This window comes from Roseovarius nubinhibens ISM (assembly GCF_000152625.1).
In the GTDB taxonomy this organism is placed as follows: domain Bacteria; phylum Pseudomonadota; class Alphaproteobacteria; order Rhodobacterales; family Rhodobacteraceae; genus Roseovarius; species Roseovarius nubinhibens.
The window spans coordinates 998,961-1,014,619 of the sequence record NZ_CH724156.1 but is presented as its reverse complement, the minus strand read 5'-3'; the positions used below and the strand labels follow the sequence as shown (position 1 = coordinate 1,014,619).

The window sequence follows — 15,659 nt, the reverse complement described above, 5'->3', positions numbered from 1 at the left end:
ACATAACGAATGGCTGCTTACGAATACGAGACGCATGAGTATGACGTCGTGGTCGTCGGGGCCGGTGGCGCCGGTTTGCGGGCGACACTGGGCATGGCGGAACAAGGTCTGCGTACGGCCTGTGTGACCAAGGTTTTCCCGACCCGGTCGCATACCGTGGCCGCGCAGGGCGGCATTGCCGCGAGCCTTGGCAACATGGGGCCGGACAATTGGCAGTGGCATATGTATGACACGGTCAAGGGCTCGGACTGGCTCGGCGATACGGATGCGATGGAATATCTCGCCCGCGAAGCGCCCAAGGCGGTGTATGAGCTCGAACATTACGGCGTGCCGTTTTCGCGCACCGAAGAGGGCAAGATCTATCAGCGTCCCTTTGGCGGCCACACCACCGAATTCGGGGAAGGCCCGCCGGTGCAGCGCACCTGTGCCGCCGCCGACCGGACCGGTCACGCGATCCTGCACACGCTCTATGGGCAAAGCCTCAAGCAGAAGGCCGAGTTCTATATCGAGTATTTCGCCATTGATCTCATCATGTCCGACGATGGCGCCTGCACCGGTGTCGTCTGCTGGAAGCTCGACGATGGCACGATGCATGTGTTCAACGCCAAGATGGTGGTGCTCGCCACCGGCGGCTATGGCCGGGCCTATTTCAGCGCCACCTCGGCCCATACCTGCACCGGCGACGGTGGCGGTATGGTGGCCCGTGCGGGGCTGCCACTTCAGGATATGGAATTCGTGCAATTCCACCCGACCGGCATCTATGGGTCGGGCTGTCTCATCACCGAAGGGGCGCGCGGCGAAGGCGGCTATCTCACCAACTCCGAAGGCGAACGGTTCATGGAGCGCTATGCGCCCCAGTACAAAGACCTCGCGCCGCGCGATTATGTGAGCCGCTCGATGACCATGGAAATCCGTGAGGGCCGTGGTGTTGGCGAGCATGGCGATCACATCCATCTCAACCTGAGCCATCTGCCGCCCGAGGCGCTGCAGCTGCGGCTGCCGGGGATTTCGGAAAGCGCCCGCATCTTTGCCGGTGTCGATGTCACCAAAGAGCCGATCCCGGTGCTGCCGACCGTGCATTACAACATGGGTGGTATTCCGACCAACTATTGGGGCGAGGTGGTGAACCCGACCAAGGACGATCCGAACGCCATCGTGCCGGGGCTGATGGCCGTGGGCGAGGCGGGCTGTGCAAGCGTGCATGGGGCGAACCGTCTCGGGTCCAACTCGCTCATCGATCTCGTGGTCTTTGGCCGCGCCGCCGCGATCCGGGCGGGCAAGGTTGTCGATCCCGACACGGCCGTGCCTGCGACCAACCTGGCGCAGGTGGACAAGGCCTTTGCCCGTTTCGACGGCTTGCGTCATGCCGATGGGGCGATCCCGACCGCCGAGCTGCGGCTCGAGATGCAGAAGACGATGCAGGAAGATGCAGCCGTGTTCCGGACCTCGAAAACGCTGGCCGAGGGGGTCGAGAAGATGACCGCCATCGCGGGCAAGATGGGCGATCTCAAGGTCACCGACCGCACGCTGGTGTGGAACAGCGACCTGATGGAGACGCTTGAGCTGACCAACCTGATGCCCAATGCGCTGGCGACGATCCACGGGGCCGAGGCCCGCAAGGAAAGCCGTGGCGCCCATGCGCATGAGGATTTCACCAGCCGCGACGACGAAAACTGGCGCGTGCATTCGGTGGCGCGGGTCGAGGACACCGAGGTTGCGCTGAGCTATCGCCCGGTGGTCGAAGACCCGCTGACCGACGAGAAATCGGGCGGCATCAGCCTCAAGAAGATCGCCCCGAAAGAGCGGACCTTCTGATGCGAGCAGCGCTCACCTTGTTGGGTTTGGCCCCAGTTCTGTCCTCTCTGGCCGCGTGCCAGATGGGCGGGCCGCAGGTGTATCCTGTGGCCGAGCCGCCCAAGACGGGTGGGCCGACCGAGCATGTGGAGGGCTGCGCCGTCAAGGCCGGGATCAACGGCGAATTCGACACCGAAGTGTTCTACGATCAGGGCTATGCCATCGTCACGGTGCAACCGGGGCGGGGCGTGTCCTCGGATCAGGCGGACAAGGCCAATGCCTGTCTCGCGGCGCAGAGGAGACGCATATGATACGCGGGCTTATTCTTGCGGGCGCTCTGGCGCTGACGGGCTGTGCGGCGACCAATGACGCGGCGGACAATCTGGCGCGCGACCGGGCCAAGACCGTGGTCAACCGCGTGGTGTCCGAACGGCTGCCCGGGGTCAACGCGGCGCCGGTCACCGATTGCATCATCGATGCGGCCTCGGCCAAGGAAATTCTGAACTTCGCCGCGGCATCCGTCGCGGGGATCACCCAATCCACGATCGAAGAGGTTCTGGTCATTGCCCAGCGCCCCGAGGCCGTGAAATGTATCGCCCAGAACAGCATCACGATGCTGGGCGGCTGAGACGGAGACTAGGAAATGGTTCAACTCACCCTACCCAAAAACTCCCGCATCACGCGTGGCAAGACCTGGCCCAAGCCGGAGGGTGCGACCAATATCCGCAAGTTCCAGATTTACCGCTGGAGCCCCGATGACGGGCAGAACCCGCGTGTCGACACCTATTTCCTCGACATGGACAAATGCGGCCCGATGGTTCTCGACGCGCTGATCAAGATCAAGAACGAGATCGATCCGACGCTCACCTTCCGCCGGTCCTGCCGCGAGGGGATCTGTGGGTCCTGCGCGATGAATATCGACGGGATCAACACGCTGGCCTGTATCTATGGCATGGACGAGATCAAGGGCGACGTGAAGATCTATCCGCTGCCGCATATGCCGGTGGTCCGGGACCTCATCCCCGATCTTACCCATTTCTACGCCCAGCATGCCAGCATCATGCCCTGGCTCGAGACCAAGACGAACCGTCCGGCGAAGGAATGGAAACAGTCGATCGAGGACCGCGAAAAGCTCGACGGGCTCTATGAATGCGTGATGTGCGCCAGCTGCTCGACCTCCTGCCCGAGCTATTGGTGGAATGGCGACAAATACCTCGGGCCGGCGGCGCTCTTGCATGCCTATCGCTGGATCATCGACAGCCGTGACGAGGCGACGGGCGAGCGGCTCGACGATCTGGAAGATCCGTTCAAGCTCTATCGTTGCCACACGATCATGAACTGCACCAAGACCTGCCCCAAGGGGCTCAACCCGGCGAAGGCCATCGCGCATATCAAGAAGCTGATGGTGGAACGGGCGGTCTGATCCGGGCTCACCGGGACTGGATGAGTTTGCGACAGGGCGGCCTTGGGGCCGTCCTTTTGCGTTGTGGCTCAGTCGCGGCCGATGAGGATAAAGCCCACGCCGCCGACCACCAGCGCGCCACCAACGAGCACCTGGGAGCTGAGGCTTTCTCCGAGGAAGAGCACGCCGCCCAGCACCGCAGAGAGCGGCAGGAGCAGCAGGAAGGGCGCGACCTGGCTCACCGGGTTGCGGCGGATCAGCGTGTACCAGAGCCCATAACCGAGCGCCGTCATGATCAGCCCGAGATAGGCCACCGCGACCCAGACCACCCAGCCCGCGCCGGTGATCGCCGCCCATTGCCCGGTCTCGAAGATGAGCGAGGAGACCAAGAGCTGTGGCGCGGCCATGACGGCGATCCAGGCGGTGACGGTGAGCCCGTCGATCCCGTCGAGCCGCCGGATCATCGCCTGTCCCACGGCCCAGATAAAGGCGCCTGAGATGACCAGCAGCACCGAGATCCAGGCCGCCGCGATCTGTGGCGCGCCGGCGATCTGCCAGACGCCCACAAAGGCCAGCGCGATGCCTGCCCATTTGCGCCAGCCCGGGGCTTCGCCCAAGAACAGCGCGCCGATGAGGACGAGGAAGGGCACTTCGAGCTGTACGATGAGCGCCGCCGCGCCAGCGTCGAGCCCCTTGAGCCCGGTGAAGGTCAGCGAATATTGCACCGTCGAGGCGATCAGCGCGATGAGCGCCAGCCGTCCCAGATGCGCCCGGGGGATGCGCACGAACCACACCAGCGCCAGGGCGGTCACGAAGAACCGGAAGGACATCAGGAGGATCGGGGGGAAGTAGCCGATCGCCGCCTTGGCAAAGACAAAGCCCATCCCCCAGGCCATCGCCACCGCCACGCCCATCAGCATGTCGATGAGGCGCAGGTTGGTGGCGGGGCCGAGAGGCGGGGCGATCATGGTCATGCCCCAAGCGACCATGGGGGGGACGGGCCTGCGCGTCTGTCTGCGACAGGGGGGTCGCTTTCGGCGGGCTAGGGCGCGGGCGGGATCAGGACGAAATTGCCGACATGGGATTTCTGCAGAAACTCCTTCTGCGCCGTGACGATCTCGGAGAGGGGGAAGGTCTTGGCCAGCAGCGGTCTGATTTCGCCCGCCTCGATATAGGAGATGAGGTTGGCAAAGACCGGCGCGTCCCAGGCGGTGGTGCCGATGAGGCGGATGTCCTTGAGATACATGTCGCGCATGTCGAGGCTCACCATCGGGCCGGCAATCGCGCCGGACGAGACATAGCGGCCGCCGCGTTTTAGCAGTTTGAGCATGGTGGGAAAGCCCGGCCCGGCGACATTGTCGACCACGAGGCTCACGGACATCTCGCCAAGGGTCGCCACCAGATCCGCGTCGCGTGAGAGGACCTGATCGGCGCCGAGATCGCGGATCAGATCGGATTTGGAGGGGCTGGTGATGGCGATGACGCGGGCGCCACGGCGGCGGGCGAGCTGGACCGTGGCCGAGCCGACGCCGCCCGAGGCACCGGTGACCAGCACGGTGTCGTCCGGGCCGAGTCCCGCGCGATGCAGCATGTTCTCGGCGGTGCCATAGGCGCAGGGGATGGTGGCCAGTTCCGCATCGGACCAGTCGCAGCTGACGGGAAAGACCTCGCTGGCCGGGACCTTGACGAATTGCGCGAAGGCGCCGTCGAAATCGGAGGCCATCCAGATGTTGTCCATCACCTCATAGCCATTGGGCCGCATGCAGGCGCGGACCAGCGCCCGGGTGCCCATGAGCGCCGCGTCGACGCCTTGGCCGAGCGCCACGACGCGGCCACAGCAATCGGTGCCTTGGATGATCGGGAAGGGGGTGGCCCCGTTCCAGCCGCCATCGTCCTTGTCCTCGGCGCGGGTCTCTTGGGCGTCGGCCTGACCGCTGGTGTCGGTGGTCACGGAGGAGGAATACCAGCCAAGGCGGGTGTTGATTTCGGTGTTGTTCATTCCCGCCGCCAGCACCTGCAGGAGGACCTCACCGGGGCCGGGCTGCGGGATCGGCATGGGGCGGTAGTCGAGCTTGTCATAGCCGCCATTGCCGGTGGTGACGACGGCCATCATCTGGCCCTTGGGGGCGGTGGTCGGGCTGGGAGCTTTGGACATGGCGGCACCTTTCGGAAAAGTCATGCCCATAGTCTAGCGCGTTGCGGCCCCTGTAACAGGGGGGACGCGGCGGCAGGGCGTGGGTTTGCGTCAGCCGTGCCGCTGGGGCCGTCGCTTAGGACATCAGCCGTTTGCGCAGGGCGGGATCGGGCAGGGCGCACATGTCGGTGCGGCCCAGGAGGCGATAGCGGTTGCGGGCGACGCGGGCATAGAGCCAGTCTTGCACCGGGCGGGGCAGGAGGCGGAGCACCGACAGGGCGCGCCAGAGGCCGCCAAAATGCTGGGCCACGCGGATTGTTGCGTCGAGCGAGCTATAGGCGCGGCCCTCGGTCAGGTAGAGCCACGAGTTCGGGTCGTCCGGGTCCATACCGTAATGCCGCAGCAGAGCGGCGCCCAAGGGCGTCTGAATGGGCAGGATGCGGAATTCCTCGCGCCGGTCGTGGCGGGCGATCCAGCGGGCCCCTCGGGCGCAAAGTGCGCATTGCGCGTCCATCACCGCCAGATGACGCAGCGCGTCGAATGTCGGCACCTCGGGGTCGTCGAGGTAGGAATAGGGCGGGCGGGTGATCTCCATATTCTAACGCTAGCGATCCGTAATGCGCGGCGCAATTGCGCGAATTGTCCCGCTTTGCCCTGGTTTGTCGCGCTTTGCTCTGGTCTGCCCCGGTTTGTGCCGATTTTGTCCCGCAGGCCTGCCGTCGCAAAGCGTGGCGTGATAGGCCAACCCCCGGGCAGGATGGCCGAGAAATCTTGCCAAGAGATGAACAGGAGGTGCGAATGCTGATCATTGCGGGGCTGTTGGCGGCGTTTGTGCTGCTCTTGATCTTTGGCAAGCGGCGCGGGCGGCTTTGCCGGTGGCGACGACAGGGGGCGGGCGCGGCGCCGGGGGAGAGCCTCTATCGCTGTATGTATTGCGGGGCGGAGGCCTTTACATCGGATGGCAATCCGCCTTTGATCTGTCCCAGAGAAGACCCCCCGCAGAAAGGATGAGGCCATGACCCGCCCCAAGGATGCCGAGGCGCGCCGCGCCATTGCCCCTGTGATTTGCTATCCGAACGAGACGCTGCCGGCGGTGCCGCTCGATCTCTACCGGGGGGCCCGGGCAGGGGCACGGAAGGTCGACGAGGCGCTGGCCGCGCCGCGCGAGGCCTGTGCCTTTCGCGTCAAGGCGGGGCAGTTCTTTCGGATTTCGAGCGTCGAAGGCCCGCAGGTCGGAGATCTCAACCTGTGGAATGCCAATGACCTGAACGAACGGTTTTATTCCGGGAAATCAAGAGCTTTGCACGGCACCCACCTGACCACGGGCGAGCGGATGTGGTCGAGCTTTCCCTATCTGCGGCCGATGGCCACGATCATCGAGGACACGCTCGAATGGTACGGGATGGATGGGTTTGGCGGGTCGGTGCATGATGTGATCGGGACGCGGTGTGATCCCTATACGGGCAATCTTTTGCAGGGCTCGCAATATCATCATTGTTGCCATTCCAACCTGATCCGGGCGCTGGCGGAGGCGGAGGGGCTGAGCCTCAAAGAGGCGGAGCCTTTGGTGCATGATGTGCTCAATGTTTTCATGTGCACCGGGTTCACAAGGGACACGGGGCAGTATTTCATGAAGGCGAGCCCGGTGCGGCCCGGGGATTACCTTGAATTCTTTGCGGAAATCGACCTGCTCGGGGCGCTGAGCGCCTGTCCGGGGGGCGATTGTTCGTCGGAGCATTCGAGCGATACGGCGGCCTGTTATCCGCTTCTGGTGGAGGTGTTCGAGCCGGAGGCAGGGGCCCTCGGGGCGTGGCAATCGCCGCCGGTCAATGGCTATGATCGCAGCCACGGGATGGGCTGAGCGGGGTCGCTAATTGCCCGAAAATGGCATGTCGGCAGGACGTCGGTATTACGGCGGTAAAGCGACAGTGGAGGTTTTGAGCCCTCTGAGGTGAGACGCTTGCGGTCTCAGAAGAGAAATGAGTGCCCTCTAACAAGGGCCGTCGCGCCCCAGTCATGGCCTTCACGTCTTCTTAAGGCTGAAGCGGTAGAATGATGACAGGAGGGCATTGACGCGGTGTCTTGTAAGGCGGCTGCAATGAGATCGAGCAACAGCTTTACCGTGATACGTCTTGGATGAAACAAACCGATTTTTGAGTGACGATCTTTGGCCATCAATTATCATCCCAAACGCGGGACTATAGTTTGTGCGAATTTCGATCAGGGCTTTAAGGTGCCAGAGATGGTCAAAAGACGCCTATGCCTCGTCATCTCTCCACCCATCCAAGCCAGGCCGGGCCTGTGCACCATCGTCCCCTTGAGCAAATCTGAGCCGCAAGAGATACAGGCCTATCATTACAAGTTTCAGATACCGTTTCAGCTTCCCCGAAGATGGGGGAACGCTTCCCGATGGGCAAAGTGCGATATGATCTGTGCGGTCGGGTTCCACAGGTTGGATTTGTTGCGATTGGGTAAGGACCAAAATGGGGCGCGGCAATACCAGCTTAATACACTGTCCCGTACGCATTTACGTAACATCAACAATTGTGTGTTAGCGAGTTTGGGACTTCCGCCTTTGACAGAATAGGCAGGCATTCCTATATTTAGATTGTGGCGGCGCTGCTTCGGCATCCGCATTAAGACCCTACCAAGGGCCACTGGCCGACGACGCGACACCAAGCATCAGGCCAGTGCTGAGAGGCCCCTCAAGCCCAGCTTGGGGGGCTTTGCTTTGTCAAAGAGGTGGTTTGAAGGCTGACCGCCAAAGCAAAAGGCCCCGGAGCGATCCGGGGCCTTTTCTGTGTCTTGAGGGTGCCGTGCCTTAGTGGGCGTGGCCCTTGTCCCAGTCTTCCTGCTTGGGCAGGATTTCGAACGTGTGTTCGGGGGGCGGGCTGGGCAGGGTCCATTCCAGCGTGTCGGCGTATTCGTTCCAGTAGTTGTTCTCGGTGACGCGGGCGCCACGCAGCAGGGTGTAGATCACCACGCCGAAGAAGAACACGAAGCTGGCGAAGGAGATGAACGCGCCGAGCGACGACCACCAGTTCCACAGGCTGAACGCCTCGGGGTAGTCGATGTAACGGCGGGGCATGCCCTGACGGCCGAGGAAGTGCTGCGGGAAGAAGGTCAGGTTGGCCCCGAGGAACATCACCCAGAAGTGCAGCTTGCCGGCCCATTCGGGATATTGGCGACCGGTCATCTTGCCGAAGTAGAAGTAGATCCCGGCGAAGATGGCGAAGATGGCGCCAAGGCTCATCACATAGTGGAAGTGCGCCACGACATAATAGGTGTCGTGATAGGCGCGGTCGACGCCGGCCTGGCTCAGCACGATGCCGGTGACACCGCCCACGGTGAAGAGGAAGAGGAAGCCGAAGGCCCAGAGCATCGGCGTCTTGAACTCGATCGAGCCGCCCCACATGGTCGCGATCCAGGAGAAGATCTTGACCCCTGTCGGCACCGCGATGACCATGGTCGCCAGCATGAAGTAGCTCTGCTGGGTCAGCGACATGCCAACGGTGTACATGTGGTGCGCCCAGACCACGAAGCCCAGACCGCCGATGGCGATCAGCGCCCAGACCATCGGCAGGTAGCCGAAGATCGGTTTGCGCGAGAAGGTCGCGATCACGTGGCTGATGATGCCAAAGCCCGGAAGGATGATGATATACACCTCGGGGTGGCCGAAGAACCACAGGATATGCTGGTAGAGGATCGGGTCGCCGCCGCCTGCGGGATCGAAGAAGGTCGTCCCGAAGTTACGGTCGGTGAGCAGCATGGTGATGGCACCGGCCAGAACCGGCAGGCTGAGCAGGATCAGCCATGCGGTGACGAAGATCGACCAGGCAAAGAGCGGCACCTTGAACAGGGTCATGCCGGGGGCACGCATGTTCAGGAAGGTGGTGATCATGTTGATCGCGCCGAGAATCGAGCTCGCACCCGAGACGTGGACGGCGAAGATCGCGAGATCCATCGACATGCCGGCCTCGGAGGTCGAGAGCGGCGCGTAGAGCACCCAGCCCACGCCCGAGCCGAGCTGACCATTGCCGCCCGGTGCCAGAAGCGAGGCGACGCCCAGCGAGGTGCCGGTGACATAGAGCCAGAAGCTCAGGTTGTTCATGCGCGGGAAAGCCATGTCCGGCGCGCCGATCTGCAGCGGCATGAAGTAGTTGCCGAAACCGCCGAAGAGCGCGGGAATCACCACGAAGAACATCATCAGGACACCGTGATAGGTGATCATGACGTTCCAGAGGTGGCCGTTGGGGGTACAGTCCGCCGCCGCATCGGCGATGAAACGTGCGCCTTCGAGGCACATGTACTGGACACCCGGTTCCATGAGTTCGAGCCGCATGTAAACGGTGAACATAACCGAGATCAGGCCGACGAATGCCGACACGATCAGGTAAAGGATACCGATATCCTTGTGGTTGGTGGACATGAACCAGCGGGTGAAGAACCCGCGGTCATCGTGATGGTCATGGCCATGAATGGCTGCGTCTGCCATTTGCGCCTCCTGCTGCATGTGTGCGGGCGCAAAACGGCATATGCCATGGGGCCCGGGATCATGCGCCGTTTTAGAACGCCGGGCGGGGCGGGGCAATGTTCGAAATTGCCGCAGATCAAAGTTTTTAGCGCCTGAGGTGGGCTTGGATAGGGGTTGGGTCACGGTTGGGTTAGGCTCGGGTCGGGCTCGGGCGCGTGTGGCGCATCGGGGGCGGCGGGCGGCTTGCAGGCGCGGATCCGAGTCGGGTCTGGACAAAATGTCCAGTCCGCAGGTGCGGCGCGGGGTGCGATTGGTCAGGATGGCCGGGAGGCTGTCACGGGGTGCGAAGGGGCTGGCATCCCGCGAAACAACCTGTAAGGGTCCGCGGACTATGGGACGGAGGGGTCGGCGGATGGTCGATCTGTGGAGCGGGCTGGCGCAGGCTTTCTGGCTGGTCGTGACATTTGACAAAGAGCTTTTGGAGATCGCGCTGCGGTCCTTGCAGGTCACCTTGTCGGCCCTGCTCATTGCCTGTGTCATCGCGCTGCCCCTGGCGGCGCTGCTCGCGGTGCGGCGGTTTCGGGCGCGGCGCATGGTGGTGGCGGTGCTCAACGCGCTGATGGGGCTGCCGCCGGTGGTGGTGGGGCTGATCGTCTATGTGATTCTCAGCCGCTCCGGGCCGCTTGGGGCGCTGGGCCTGTTGTTCACGCCCTGGGCGATGATCATCGCGCAGGTCATCATCATCGTGCCGCTCATCGCCTCGATCGCGCATCAGTCGCTGCGCGATCTGTGGCATGAGTATCATGATCTGCTCATCTCGATGAATGTGACGCAGCGCCAGAAGGTGGCGACGCTCCTCTGGGATGCGCGGCGGGCGCTGTTGACCGCGGCGCTGGCCGGGTTTGGCCGGGCCATCGGCGAGGTCGGCGCGATCATGATCGTCGGCGGCAATATCGACCATGCGACGCGGGTGCTGACCACGGCGATCGCGCTCGAGACCGGCAAGGGCGAGTTTGCGCTGGCGCTGGCCTTGGGTTTTGTCCTCATCGCGCTGGCGATCTCGGTCAATCTGGCGATCCATTGGGTCGGGCGGACGGAACGGGAGGGGCGCTGGTGAGCGGTTTGTTCCCTCTCACGGTTGCTGGGGCCACATCGCGGCGGGCCGGGCATCAGCTCGTCGGGCCGGTGGATCTCACCCTTGGCGGGGAGGGCGTCACGGTGGTGATCGGGCCGAACGGGTCGGGCAAGACGACGCTGTTGCGGCTCTTGCACGGGGCGGCGCGGCTCAGCAGTGGGCGGCTTGACTGGGCGTGCAGCACCGAAGAGGCGCGTCGGCGGCAGGCCTTTGTGTTCCAACAGCCGGTGATGATGCGGCGCTCGGTTCTCGACAATATCGCCTATCCGCTCACCGTGCGCGGCACGAAGCGGGCGGCGGCGCGGGCGCAGGCGCGCGTCTGGGGTGAACGGGTGGGTCTGGGCGAAATGCTCGACCGGGCGGCGCCGGTGCTGTCGGGCGGCGAGCGGCAAAAGCTCGCGATTGCGCGGGCGCTGATTGCCGAGCCGGAACTGGTGTTTCTCGACGAGCCCTGTGCGGCGCTCGACGGGCGGGCGATGCGCGAGATCGAAGAGATCCTTGGCGCGGCGCGGGCCAATGGCACGCGGCTCATCCTGTCGACCCATGACATGGGGCAGGCGCGGCGGCTCGCCGATGAGGTGGTGTTCCTGCTCAAGGGGCGGGTGCATGAGCGCGCCCCGGCAGACAAGTTTTTCAACCAGCCCGAAACGCCACAGGCACGGGCCTTTTTAAGAGGAGATATCGTGGAATGAAACGGACGATTATGGCGGCGGTATTTGCGCTGGCCGCGACCGGTGCGGCGCAGGCCGAAGAGATGAAAATGGCGGTGACCACGTCGTTCCATAATTCCGGGCTGTCGGATATTCTGCTGCCCGCGATCAAGGAAGACACGGGCATCGATGTGCAGCTGCTCGTGGTGGGCACGGGGCAGGCGATCAAGCTCGGCGAGGCGGGGGATGTGGATGCGATCCTCGTCCATAGCCGCAAGGCCGAGGAGGCGTTCCTCGCGGCGGGGCATGGCACCCATCGGCGCGAGATCATGTATAATGATTTCATCTTTGTCGGCCCCGAGGATGATGCCGCGGGCGCGGGCAAGGCCGAGGATGCCAAGGGCGCGCTGGCCGCGATTGCCGGGGCCGAGGCGGATTTCGTGAGCCGGGGCGACGACAGCGGCACGCATAAGAAAGAGCTGAGCCTGTGGGCCGCCGCCGGGATCACCCCCGCGGGGGCGTGGTACAAGGAGGTCGGCGCCGGCATGGGCGCGTCTCTCAACACGGCGGCGGGCATGGGCGCCTATATCATGTCGGACCGGGCGAGCTGGCTCAACTTTGGCAACAAGGCGGGGCTGGATATCGTGTTCGAAGGCGATCCGGTGCTCTTTAACCAATATGCCTATCTGCCGGTGAACCCGGAGAAACATGGGCATGTGAAAAGCGATCTGGTGGCGCAGCTCGAAGACTGGCTGGTGTCGGACCGGGCGAAAGAGCTGATCGACAGCTATACGATCGGGGGCGAGACGCTGTTCGTGTTCAACGCCGATCAGATGGCCAAGGCGGCGGAATAAGCCCAGCGCCCAAGAGGTATGGTAGGCGGTATGCCCGCCCTGCGACGGCAGGGCGGGTTTTTTGTTCACGGTTTTTTAGAGGCTCTCTTCTACGATGTGACTGTCCCATGAGGGCGGAGCCATGGAGGAGATGATCGTATGTAGCTGTGTTTGGAGGGTTTCTCGGAGGCTTGTGCCGCGCGTGGTGTCGTGCTGCTCGGACGTGGTGCCGGACCAATGTCATGCAGTGCCCCTGTCAGGTAGAGCAGGTGTCATGTGGCGCTGGGGTCATGCAGTGCTGGGGTCATGCAGTTCTCGAGATCAGGCAGTACCGATGTGATCGCGCGGCGGCGGCGACATCAGGCTGTGCCAATTGATCACGCTGGGCCGATCAGGCTGTGCCAATTGATCACGCTGGGCCGATCAGGCTGCGCCAATTGATTGCGCTGGGCCGCTAACGCGCACGCCAGCACATTTTCCGACGGGCCAGCACAGATCCCGACGCGTCAAAATGGGTGTCCCGGCACGCCATCCCGATACGCCTTCCTGGCGCGCCATTGAGTGGCCCGACACGCCAAGGCTGCGTGTCACGGAAGGCGCGCAGGTGAGGCCCTGTGTGGGCTCGCGTGTGAGCTCGCGTGTGACGCCCTAAAAGTGGTCAGTGGGGAGTGCGGGGCCCCGGGTGAGACCCTAAGAGCGTTCAGTGGGGTGTGTGATCTTGCCCATCACTCGTCCAGCGATCCGTGGATGGCGAATTGGTCGAGACCGGCCTCTTGCGGGGCGATGGTGCGAAAGGCTTCGCGGACGCCGGCCTCGGTGAGCTCGCGGGCCACCGTCAAGAGCGTGTTGGGCTCGTGATCTTCGCAGAGCTCGGCCATCTGGGCGATTTCCTCGGCGGCGACGGGGCGGGCCGTGGCGGCATTCGGGGCGCCGTAGTAGGTCACGAAATGTTCGGCCAGCAGATCGGTGAGCGCCTCGGCCTCGGCGGGTTCGACCTGGGTCACGGCGACAAAGGTCACGCGGCCGCCGGTTTCGAGACCGAGCCAGCCATTGGCGAAGGCCTGGCGCGCCTTGCCGGTGAGATCGGCCTCGGTCCAGTTGGAAAATTCGAACCCGCCGGGAATGCACCATTCGCCGGTGCGGGCGGGGCTGGCGAAGACGCGCTGGTCGCTTTCGTCGAAATGGATCGCACGGGCGAGTTTCATGGGGCTGTCTCCAGAAGGGTGGTGAGCGGAATGAGGCTTGTCGTCTCGCCCTGACGCAGGAGGAGGCCGAATGCCTCATCCGTGCCGAGGAATGTGCCGGTCTGCGGCTTGCCCTGGGCATCCGTCACGGTGATCTCTTCGCCGATGCCATGGGCGAGGCCGCGCCATTCGGCATGGAGCGCGCGGGGGCCGTCCTCTTCCCAGCGGGTGAGCCAGCTCAGCGTGTGGCGCGCCCAGGCCTCGAGCAGGGCGGGCGGGTCGACCTCGGCGCAGCCTTCGGAGAGGAGCGCGGTGTCGTCGGGGGCGTGGCCGGTGTCCTCGCTCGGCGGCAGGATCGGCACGGTGAGCCCGATCACCAACCAGTCGGGCGTGGCCTCGGGATCGTCGCTGGCCGCCATCGCCCGCAGCCCGCCACAGCGCGCGCCGTTGACGCGGATCGCGCCGGGCCATTCGAGATGCACCGCCACTTCGGGCGGGGCGAGCGCGCCGAGCGCGTTCTGAAACCCGACGCCGCAGAGCGGCAGCATGGTCATGGCGCGGGCGAGCGGCAGTTCCGGGGCGACGACGAGCGCCGCTTCGATGCTGGCGGCCCCGAGGTGATAGGCCACGAGCCCGGCGTCACAGCCGAGCACGGCGCGGCGCACCGCATGGCCAAAGGCATCGCCCGGCACCGCCTCGCCCCACATCAGCGGCGGCAGGGTGAGCTCGGGCTGCTGGCTCATGCGACGCCCTCGGTTACCAGATGGCTGGCGATGGCGTGGAAGGCGCGGGCCTGTGGGCCGTCCGGCTGGCTCACCGTGATCGGTGCGCCGCCGTCGGAGGCGAGGCGGATCTGCAGGTCGAGCGGCACTTCGGCGAGGAGCGGCACGCCGAGTTTTTCGGCCTCCGCAGCGACCCCGCCATGGCCGAAGACATGTTCTTCATGGCCGCAGGACGAGCAGATATGGGTGCTCATGTTCTCGACCATGCCGAGGATCGGCACTTTGAGTTGCTGGAACATGTCGATGCCTTTGCGGGCGTCGAGCAGGGCCACGTCCTGAGGTGTCGAAACAATGATCGCGCCGTCGACATGGGCCTTTTGCGCGAGGGTCATCTGGACGTCGCCGGTGCCGGGCGGCAGGTCCACGAGCAGCACGTCGAGCGCGCCCCATTGCACCTGCATCATCATCTGTTGCAGCGCGCCCATGAGCATCGGGCCGCGCCAGACCACCGCCTGATCTTCGTTGGTCATCAGGCCGATCGACATCATCGTCACGCCATGGTTGCGCATCGGCAGGATGGTCTTGCCATCGGGGCTGGCCGGGCGGCCCGAGACGCCGAGCATGCGCGGCTGGCTCGGCCCGTAGACATCGGCATCGAGCAGTCCGACGCGACGGCCCTGTTGCGCCAGCGCGCAGGCGAGATTGGCCGAGACGGTGGATTTGCCGACCCCGCCCTTGCCCGAGGCAATGGCGATGATGTGGTTCACGCCGGGGATCTTCTGCGGGCCCGAGGGCTGGGCCGCGCGCGAGGGTTTGAGATCGGGCGGCGGGGCCTTGTCGCTATGGCCGGTGAGCACGATAGAGACGGAGGCGACCCCGTCGAGACCGGCGAGCGCGGTTTCGGCCGCGGCCTTGACCGCCTCATAGGCTTTGGCGTGGGCCGGGTTGATTTCCATCACGAAGCGCACCGCGCCGGTGGGCTCGATGTTGAGGGCGCGGACGACGCCGCTGGCCATGATGTCATCGCCGCTGATGGGGTCGGAGATCGTCTTGAGCGTGGCAATCACGCTCTCGCGGTCGGCGGTCTTGGTGGTCACGGGGTCAGTCCTGCCCTTTGATCGTGCCGGTGACCTCATGGGTCATGTCCAGCTCTTCGATGGTGATGGTGGCCTTGACGGCAAAGCTTTTGCCGGCCGTGTCGGCGCCGCGCATGGCCTCTTCGATGGCCTGTTGCGAAGTGACGCCCACCTGTTTGAGGAATTTGCGCATCGACATGTTGAAATCATCGCTCATGGTCGTCTCCGTTTGTCCAAAGTTGACGGGGCGCGGGG

The 15,659-nt window shown here is 64.3% G+C and carries 17 protein-coding genes; 9 read left to right on the top strand and 8 right to left on the bottom strand.

Features of this window, described 5'->3' with window-relative positions:
* Positions 1–9: 9 nt before the first annotated feature.
* From sdhA to ISM_RS04925, 4 genes are all read left to right on the top strand, one after another.
* Complete coding sequence (gene sdhA, locus ISM_RS04940) at positions 10–1,815, top strand: succinate dehydrogenase flavoprotein subunit (RefSeq protein ID WP_009813022.1); 1,806 nt, start codon at positions 10–12, stop codon at positions 1,813–1,815.
* Between the two features lie 62 nt (positions 1,816–1,877).
* The gene (locus ISM_RS04935; protein WP_009813021.1) at positions 1,878–2,105 is read left to right on the top strand and encodes a hypothetical protein; all 228 of its coding nucleotides are present in this window, start codon (positions 1,878–1,880) and stop codon (positions 2,103–2,105) included.
* On the top strand, positions 2,102–2,422 hold the full coding sequence (locus ISM_RS04930) for a hypothetical protein (protein ID WP_009813020.1): 321 nt from the start codon (positions 2,102–2,104) through the stop codon (positions 2,420–2,422). Before ISM_RS04935 ends, ISM_RS04930 begins: the two co-directional genes overlap by 4 nt.
* A gap of 15 nt (positions 2,423–2,437) precedes the next feature.
* Positions 2,438–3,217 (top strand): succinate dehydrogenase iron-sulfur subunit, encoded by a 780-nt coding sequence (locus tag ISM_RS04925; RefSeq protein ID WP_009813019.1) that lies wholly within the window; start codon positions 2,438–2,440, stop codon positions 3,215–3,217.
* A gap of 68 nt (positions 3,218–3,285) precedes the next feature.
* On the opposite strand, the gene ISM_RS04920 is transcribed toward ISM_RS04925, so the two are convergent.
* The 3 genes from ISM_RS04920 to ISM_RS04910 all read right to left on the bottom strand — a co-directional run bounded on the left by ISM_RS04920 (position 3,286) and on the right by ISM_RS04910 (position 5,925).
* On the bottom strand, positions 3,286–4,170 hold the full coding sequence (locus ISM_RS04920; protein WP_009813018.1) for a DMT family transporter: 885 nt from the start codon (positions 4,168–4,170) through the stop codon (positions 3,286–3,288).
* Positions 4,171–4,238: 68 nt separating this feature from the next.
* Positions 4,239–5,351, bottom strand: a complete 1,113-nt coding sequence (locus tag ISM_RS04915) for an alcohol dehydrogenase family protein (protein ID WP_009813017.1) — start codon at positions 5,349–5,351, stop codon at positions 4,239–4,241.
* 115 nt (positions 5,352–5,466) lie between these two features.
* Entirely contained in the window at positions 5,467–5,925 is a 459-nt protein-coding gene (locus ISM_RS04910) for a thiol-disulfide oxidoreductase DCC family protein (protein WP_009813016.1), read from the bottom strand.
* Between the two features lie 420 nt (positions 5,926–6,345).
* On the opposite strand from ISM_RS04910, the gene ISM_RS04900 reads away from it, so the two are divergent.
* Entirely contained in the window at positions 6,346–7,191 is an 846-nt protein-coding gene (locus tag ISM_RS04900) for an urea carboxylase-associated family protein (RefSeq protein ID WP_009813014.1), read from the top strand.
* Between the two features lie 306 nt (positions 7,192–7,497).
* The gene (locus tag ISM_RS17915) at positions 7,498–7,917 is read left to right on the top strand and encodes a type II toxin-antitoxin system PemK/MazF family toxin (protein ID WP_083780904.1); all 420 of its coding nucleotides are present in this window, start codon (positions 7,498–7,500) and stop codon (positions 7,915–7,917) included.
* A 234-nt stretch (positions 7,918–8,151) separates the two neighbouring features.
* Here the strand turns inward: ISM_RS17915 and ISM_RS04895 are convergent, their stop codons facing one another.
* Positions 8,152–9,825 carry a cytochrome c oxidase subunit I gene (locus ISM_RS04895; protein ID WP_040618329.1) on the bottom strand — a complete coding sequence of 558 codons (1,674 nt, stop codon included), beginning with the start codon at positions 9,823–9,825 and terminating at the stop codon, positions 8,152–8,154.
* A 391-nt stretch (positions 9,826–10,216) separates the two neighbouring features.
* On the opposite strand from ISM_RS04895, the gene ISM_RS04890 reads away from it, so the two are divergent.
* From ISM_RS04890 to ISM_RS04880, 3 genes are read left to right on the top strand one after another with little or no spacing between them, the layout of a single operon-like run.
* Positions 10,217–10,921, top strand: coding sequence for an ABC transporter permease (locus tag ISM_RS04890; RefSeq protein ID WP_009813012.1), 705 nt, complete (start codon positions 10,217–10,219; stop codon positions 10,919–10,921).
* On the top strand, positions 10,918–11,631 hold the full coding sequence (locus ISM_RS04885) for an ATP-binding cassette domain-containing protein (RefSeq protein ID WP_040617858.1): 714 nt from the start codon (positions 10,918–10,920) through the stop codon (positions 11,629–11,631). The genes ISM_RS04890 and ISM_RS04885 overlap by 4 nt, the downstream gene beginning before the upstream one ends.
* Positions 11,628–12,443, top strand: a complete 816-nt coding sequence (locus tag ISM_RS04880; RefSeq protein WP_009813010.1) for an ABC transporter substrate-binding protein — start codon at positions 11,628–11,630, stop codon at positions 12,441–12,443. The genes ISM_RS04885 and ISM_RS04880 overlap by 4 nt, the downstream gene beginning before the upstream one ends.
* A gap of 704 nt (positions 12,444–13,147) precedes the next feature.
* Here ISM_RS04880 and ISM_RS04875 read toward each other — a convergent pair.
* The 4 genes from ISM_RS04875 to ISM_RS04860 are packed head-to-tail and all read right to left on the bottom strand — an operon-like array spanning position 13,148 to position 15,621.
* A complete protein-coding gene (locus tag ISM_RS04875) occupies positions 13,148–13,627 on the bottom strand; it encodes a DUF6505 family protein (RefSeq protein WP_009813009.1) in 480 nt (159 codons plus the stop codon).
* Positions 13,624–14,349: a biotin/lipoate--protein ligase family protein gene (locus tag ISM_RS04870; protein WP_009813008.1), complete on the bottom strand. Its 726-nt coding sequence runs from the start codon at positions 14,347–14,349 to the stop codon at positions 13,624–13,626. Before ISM_RS04870 ends, ISM_RS04875 begins: the two co-directional genes overlap by 4 nt.
* Complete coding sequence (locus tag ISM_RS04865) at positions 14,346–15,464, bottom strand: Mrp/NBP35 family ATP-binding protein (protein WP_050754113.1); 1,119 nt, start codon at positions 15,462–15,464, stop codon at positions 14,346–14,348. The genes ISM_RS04870 and ISM_RS04865 overlap by 4 nt, the downstream gene beginning before the upstream one ends.
* Positions 15,430–15,621, bottom strand: a complete 192-nt coding sequence (locus ISM_RS04860) for a DUF6494 family protein (RefSeq protein WP_009813006.1) — start codon at positions 15,619–15,621, stop codon at positions 15,430–15,432. Before ISM_RS04860 ends, ISM_RS04865 begins: the two co-directional genes overlap by 35 nt.
* Positions 15,622–15,659 lie beyond the last annotated feature (38 nt).

Coding starts and splice junctions, on each gene's coding strand:
- sdhA (WP_009813022.1), top strand. CDS start 10: ATGGCTGCTTACGAATACGAGACGCATGAGTATGACGTCGTGGTCGTC.
- ISM_RS04935 (WP_009813021.1), top strand. CDS start 1,878: ATGGGCGGGCCGCAGGTGTATCCTGTGGCCGAGCCGCCCAAGACGGGT.
- ISM_RS04930 (WP_009813020.1), top strand. CDS start 2,102: ATGATACGCGGGCTTATTCTTGCGGGCGCTCTGGCGCTGACGGGCTGT.
- ISM_RS04925 (WP_009813019.1), top strand. CDS start 2,438: ATGGTTCAACTCACCCTACCCAAAAACTCCCGCATCACGCGTGGCAAG.
- ISM_RS04920 (WP_009813018.1), bottom strand. CDS start 4,170: ATGACCATGATCGCCCCGCCTCTCGGCCCCGCCACCAACCTGCGCCTC.
- ISM_RS04915 (WP_009813017.1), bottom strand. CDS start 5,351: ATGTCCAAAGCTCCCAGCCCGACCACCGCCCCCAAGGGCCAGATGATG.
- ISM_RS04910 (WP_009813016.1), bottom strand. CDS start 5,925: ATGGAGATCACCCGCCCGCCCTATTCCTACCTCGACGACCCCGAGGTG.
- ISM_RS04900 (WP_009813014.1), top strand. CDS start 6,346: ATGACCCGCCCCAAGGATGCCGAGGCGCGCCGCGCCATTGCCCCTGTG.
- ISM_RS04895 (WP_040618329.1), bottom strand. CDS start 9,825: ATGGCAGACGCAGCCATTCATGGCCATGACCATCACGATGACCGCGGG.
- ISM_RS04890 (WP_009813012.1), top strand. CDS start 10,217: ATGGTCGATCTGTGGAGCGGGCTGGCGCAGGCTTTCTGGCTGGTCGTG.
- ISM_RS04880 (WP_009813010.1), top strand. CDS start 11,628: ATGAAACGGACGATTATGGCGGCGGTATTTGCGCTGGCCGCGACCGGT.
- ISM_RS04875 (WP_009813009.1), bottom strand. CDS start 13,627: ATGAAACTCGCCCGTGCGATCCATTTCGACGAAAGCGACCAGCGCGTC.
- ISM_RS04870 (WP_009813008.1), bottom strand. CDS start 14,349: ATGAGCCAGCAGCCCGAGCTCACCCTGCCGCCGCTGATGTGGGGCGAG.
- ISM_RS04865 (WP_050754113.1), bottom strand. CDS start 15,464: ATGAGGTCACCGGCACGATCAAAGGGCAGGACTGACCCCGTGACCACC.
- ISM_RS04860 (WP_009813006.1), bottom strand. CDS start 15,621: ATGAGCGATGATTTCAACATGTCGATGCGCAAATTCCTCAAACAGGTG.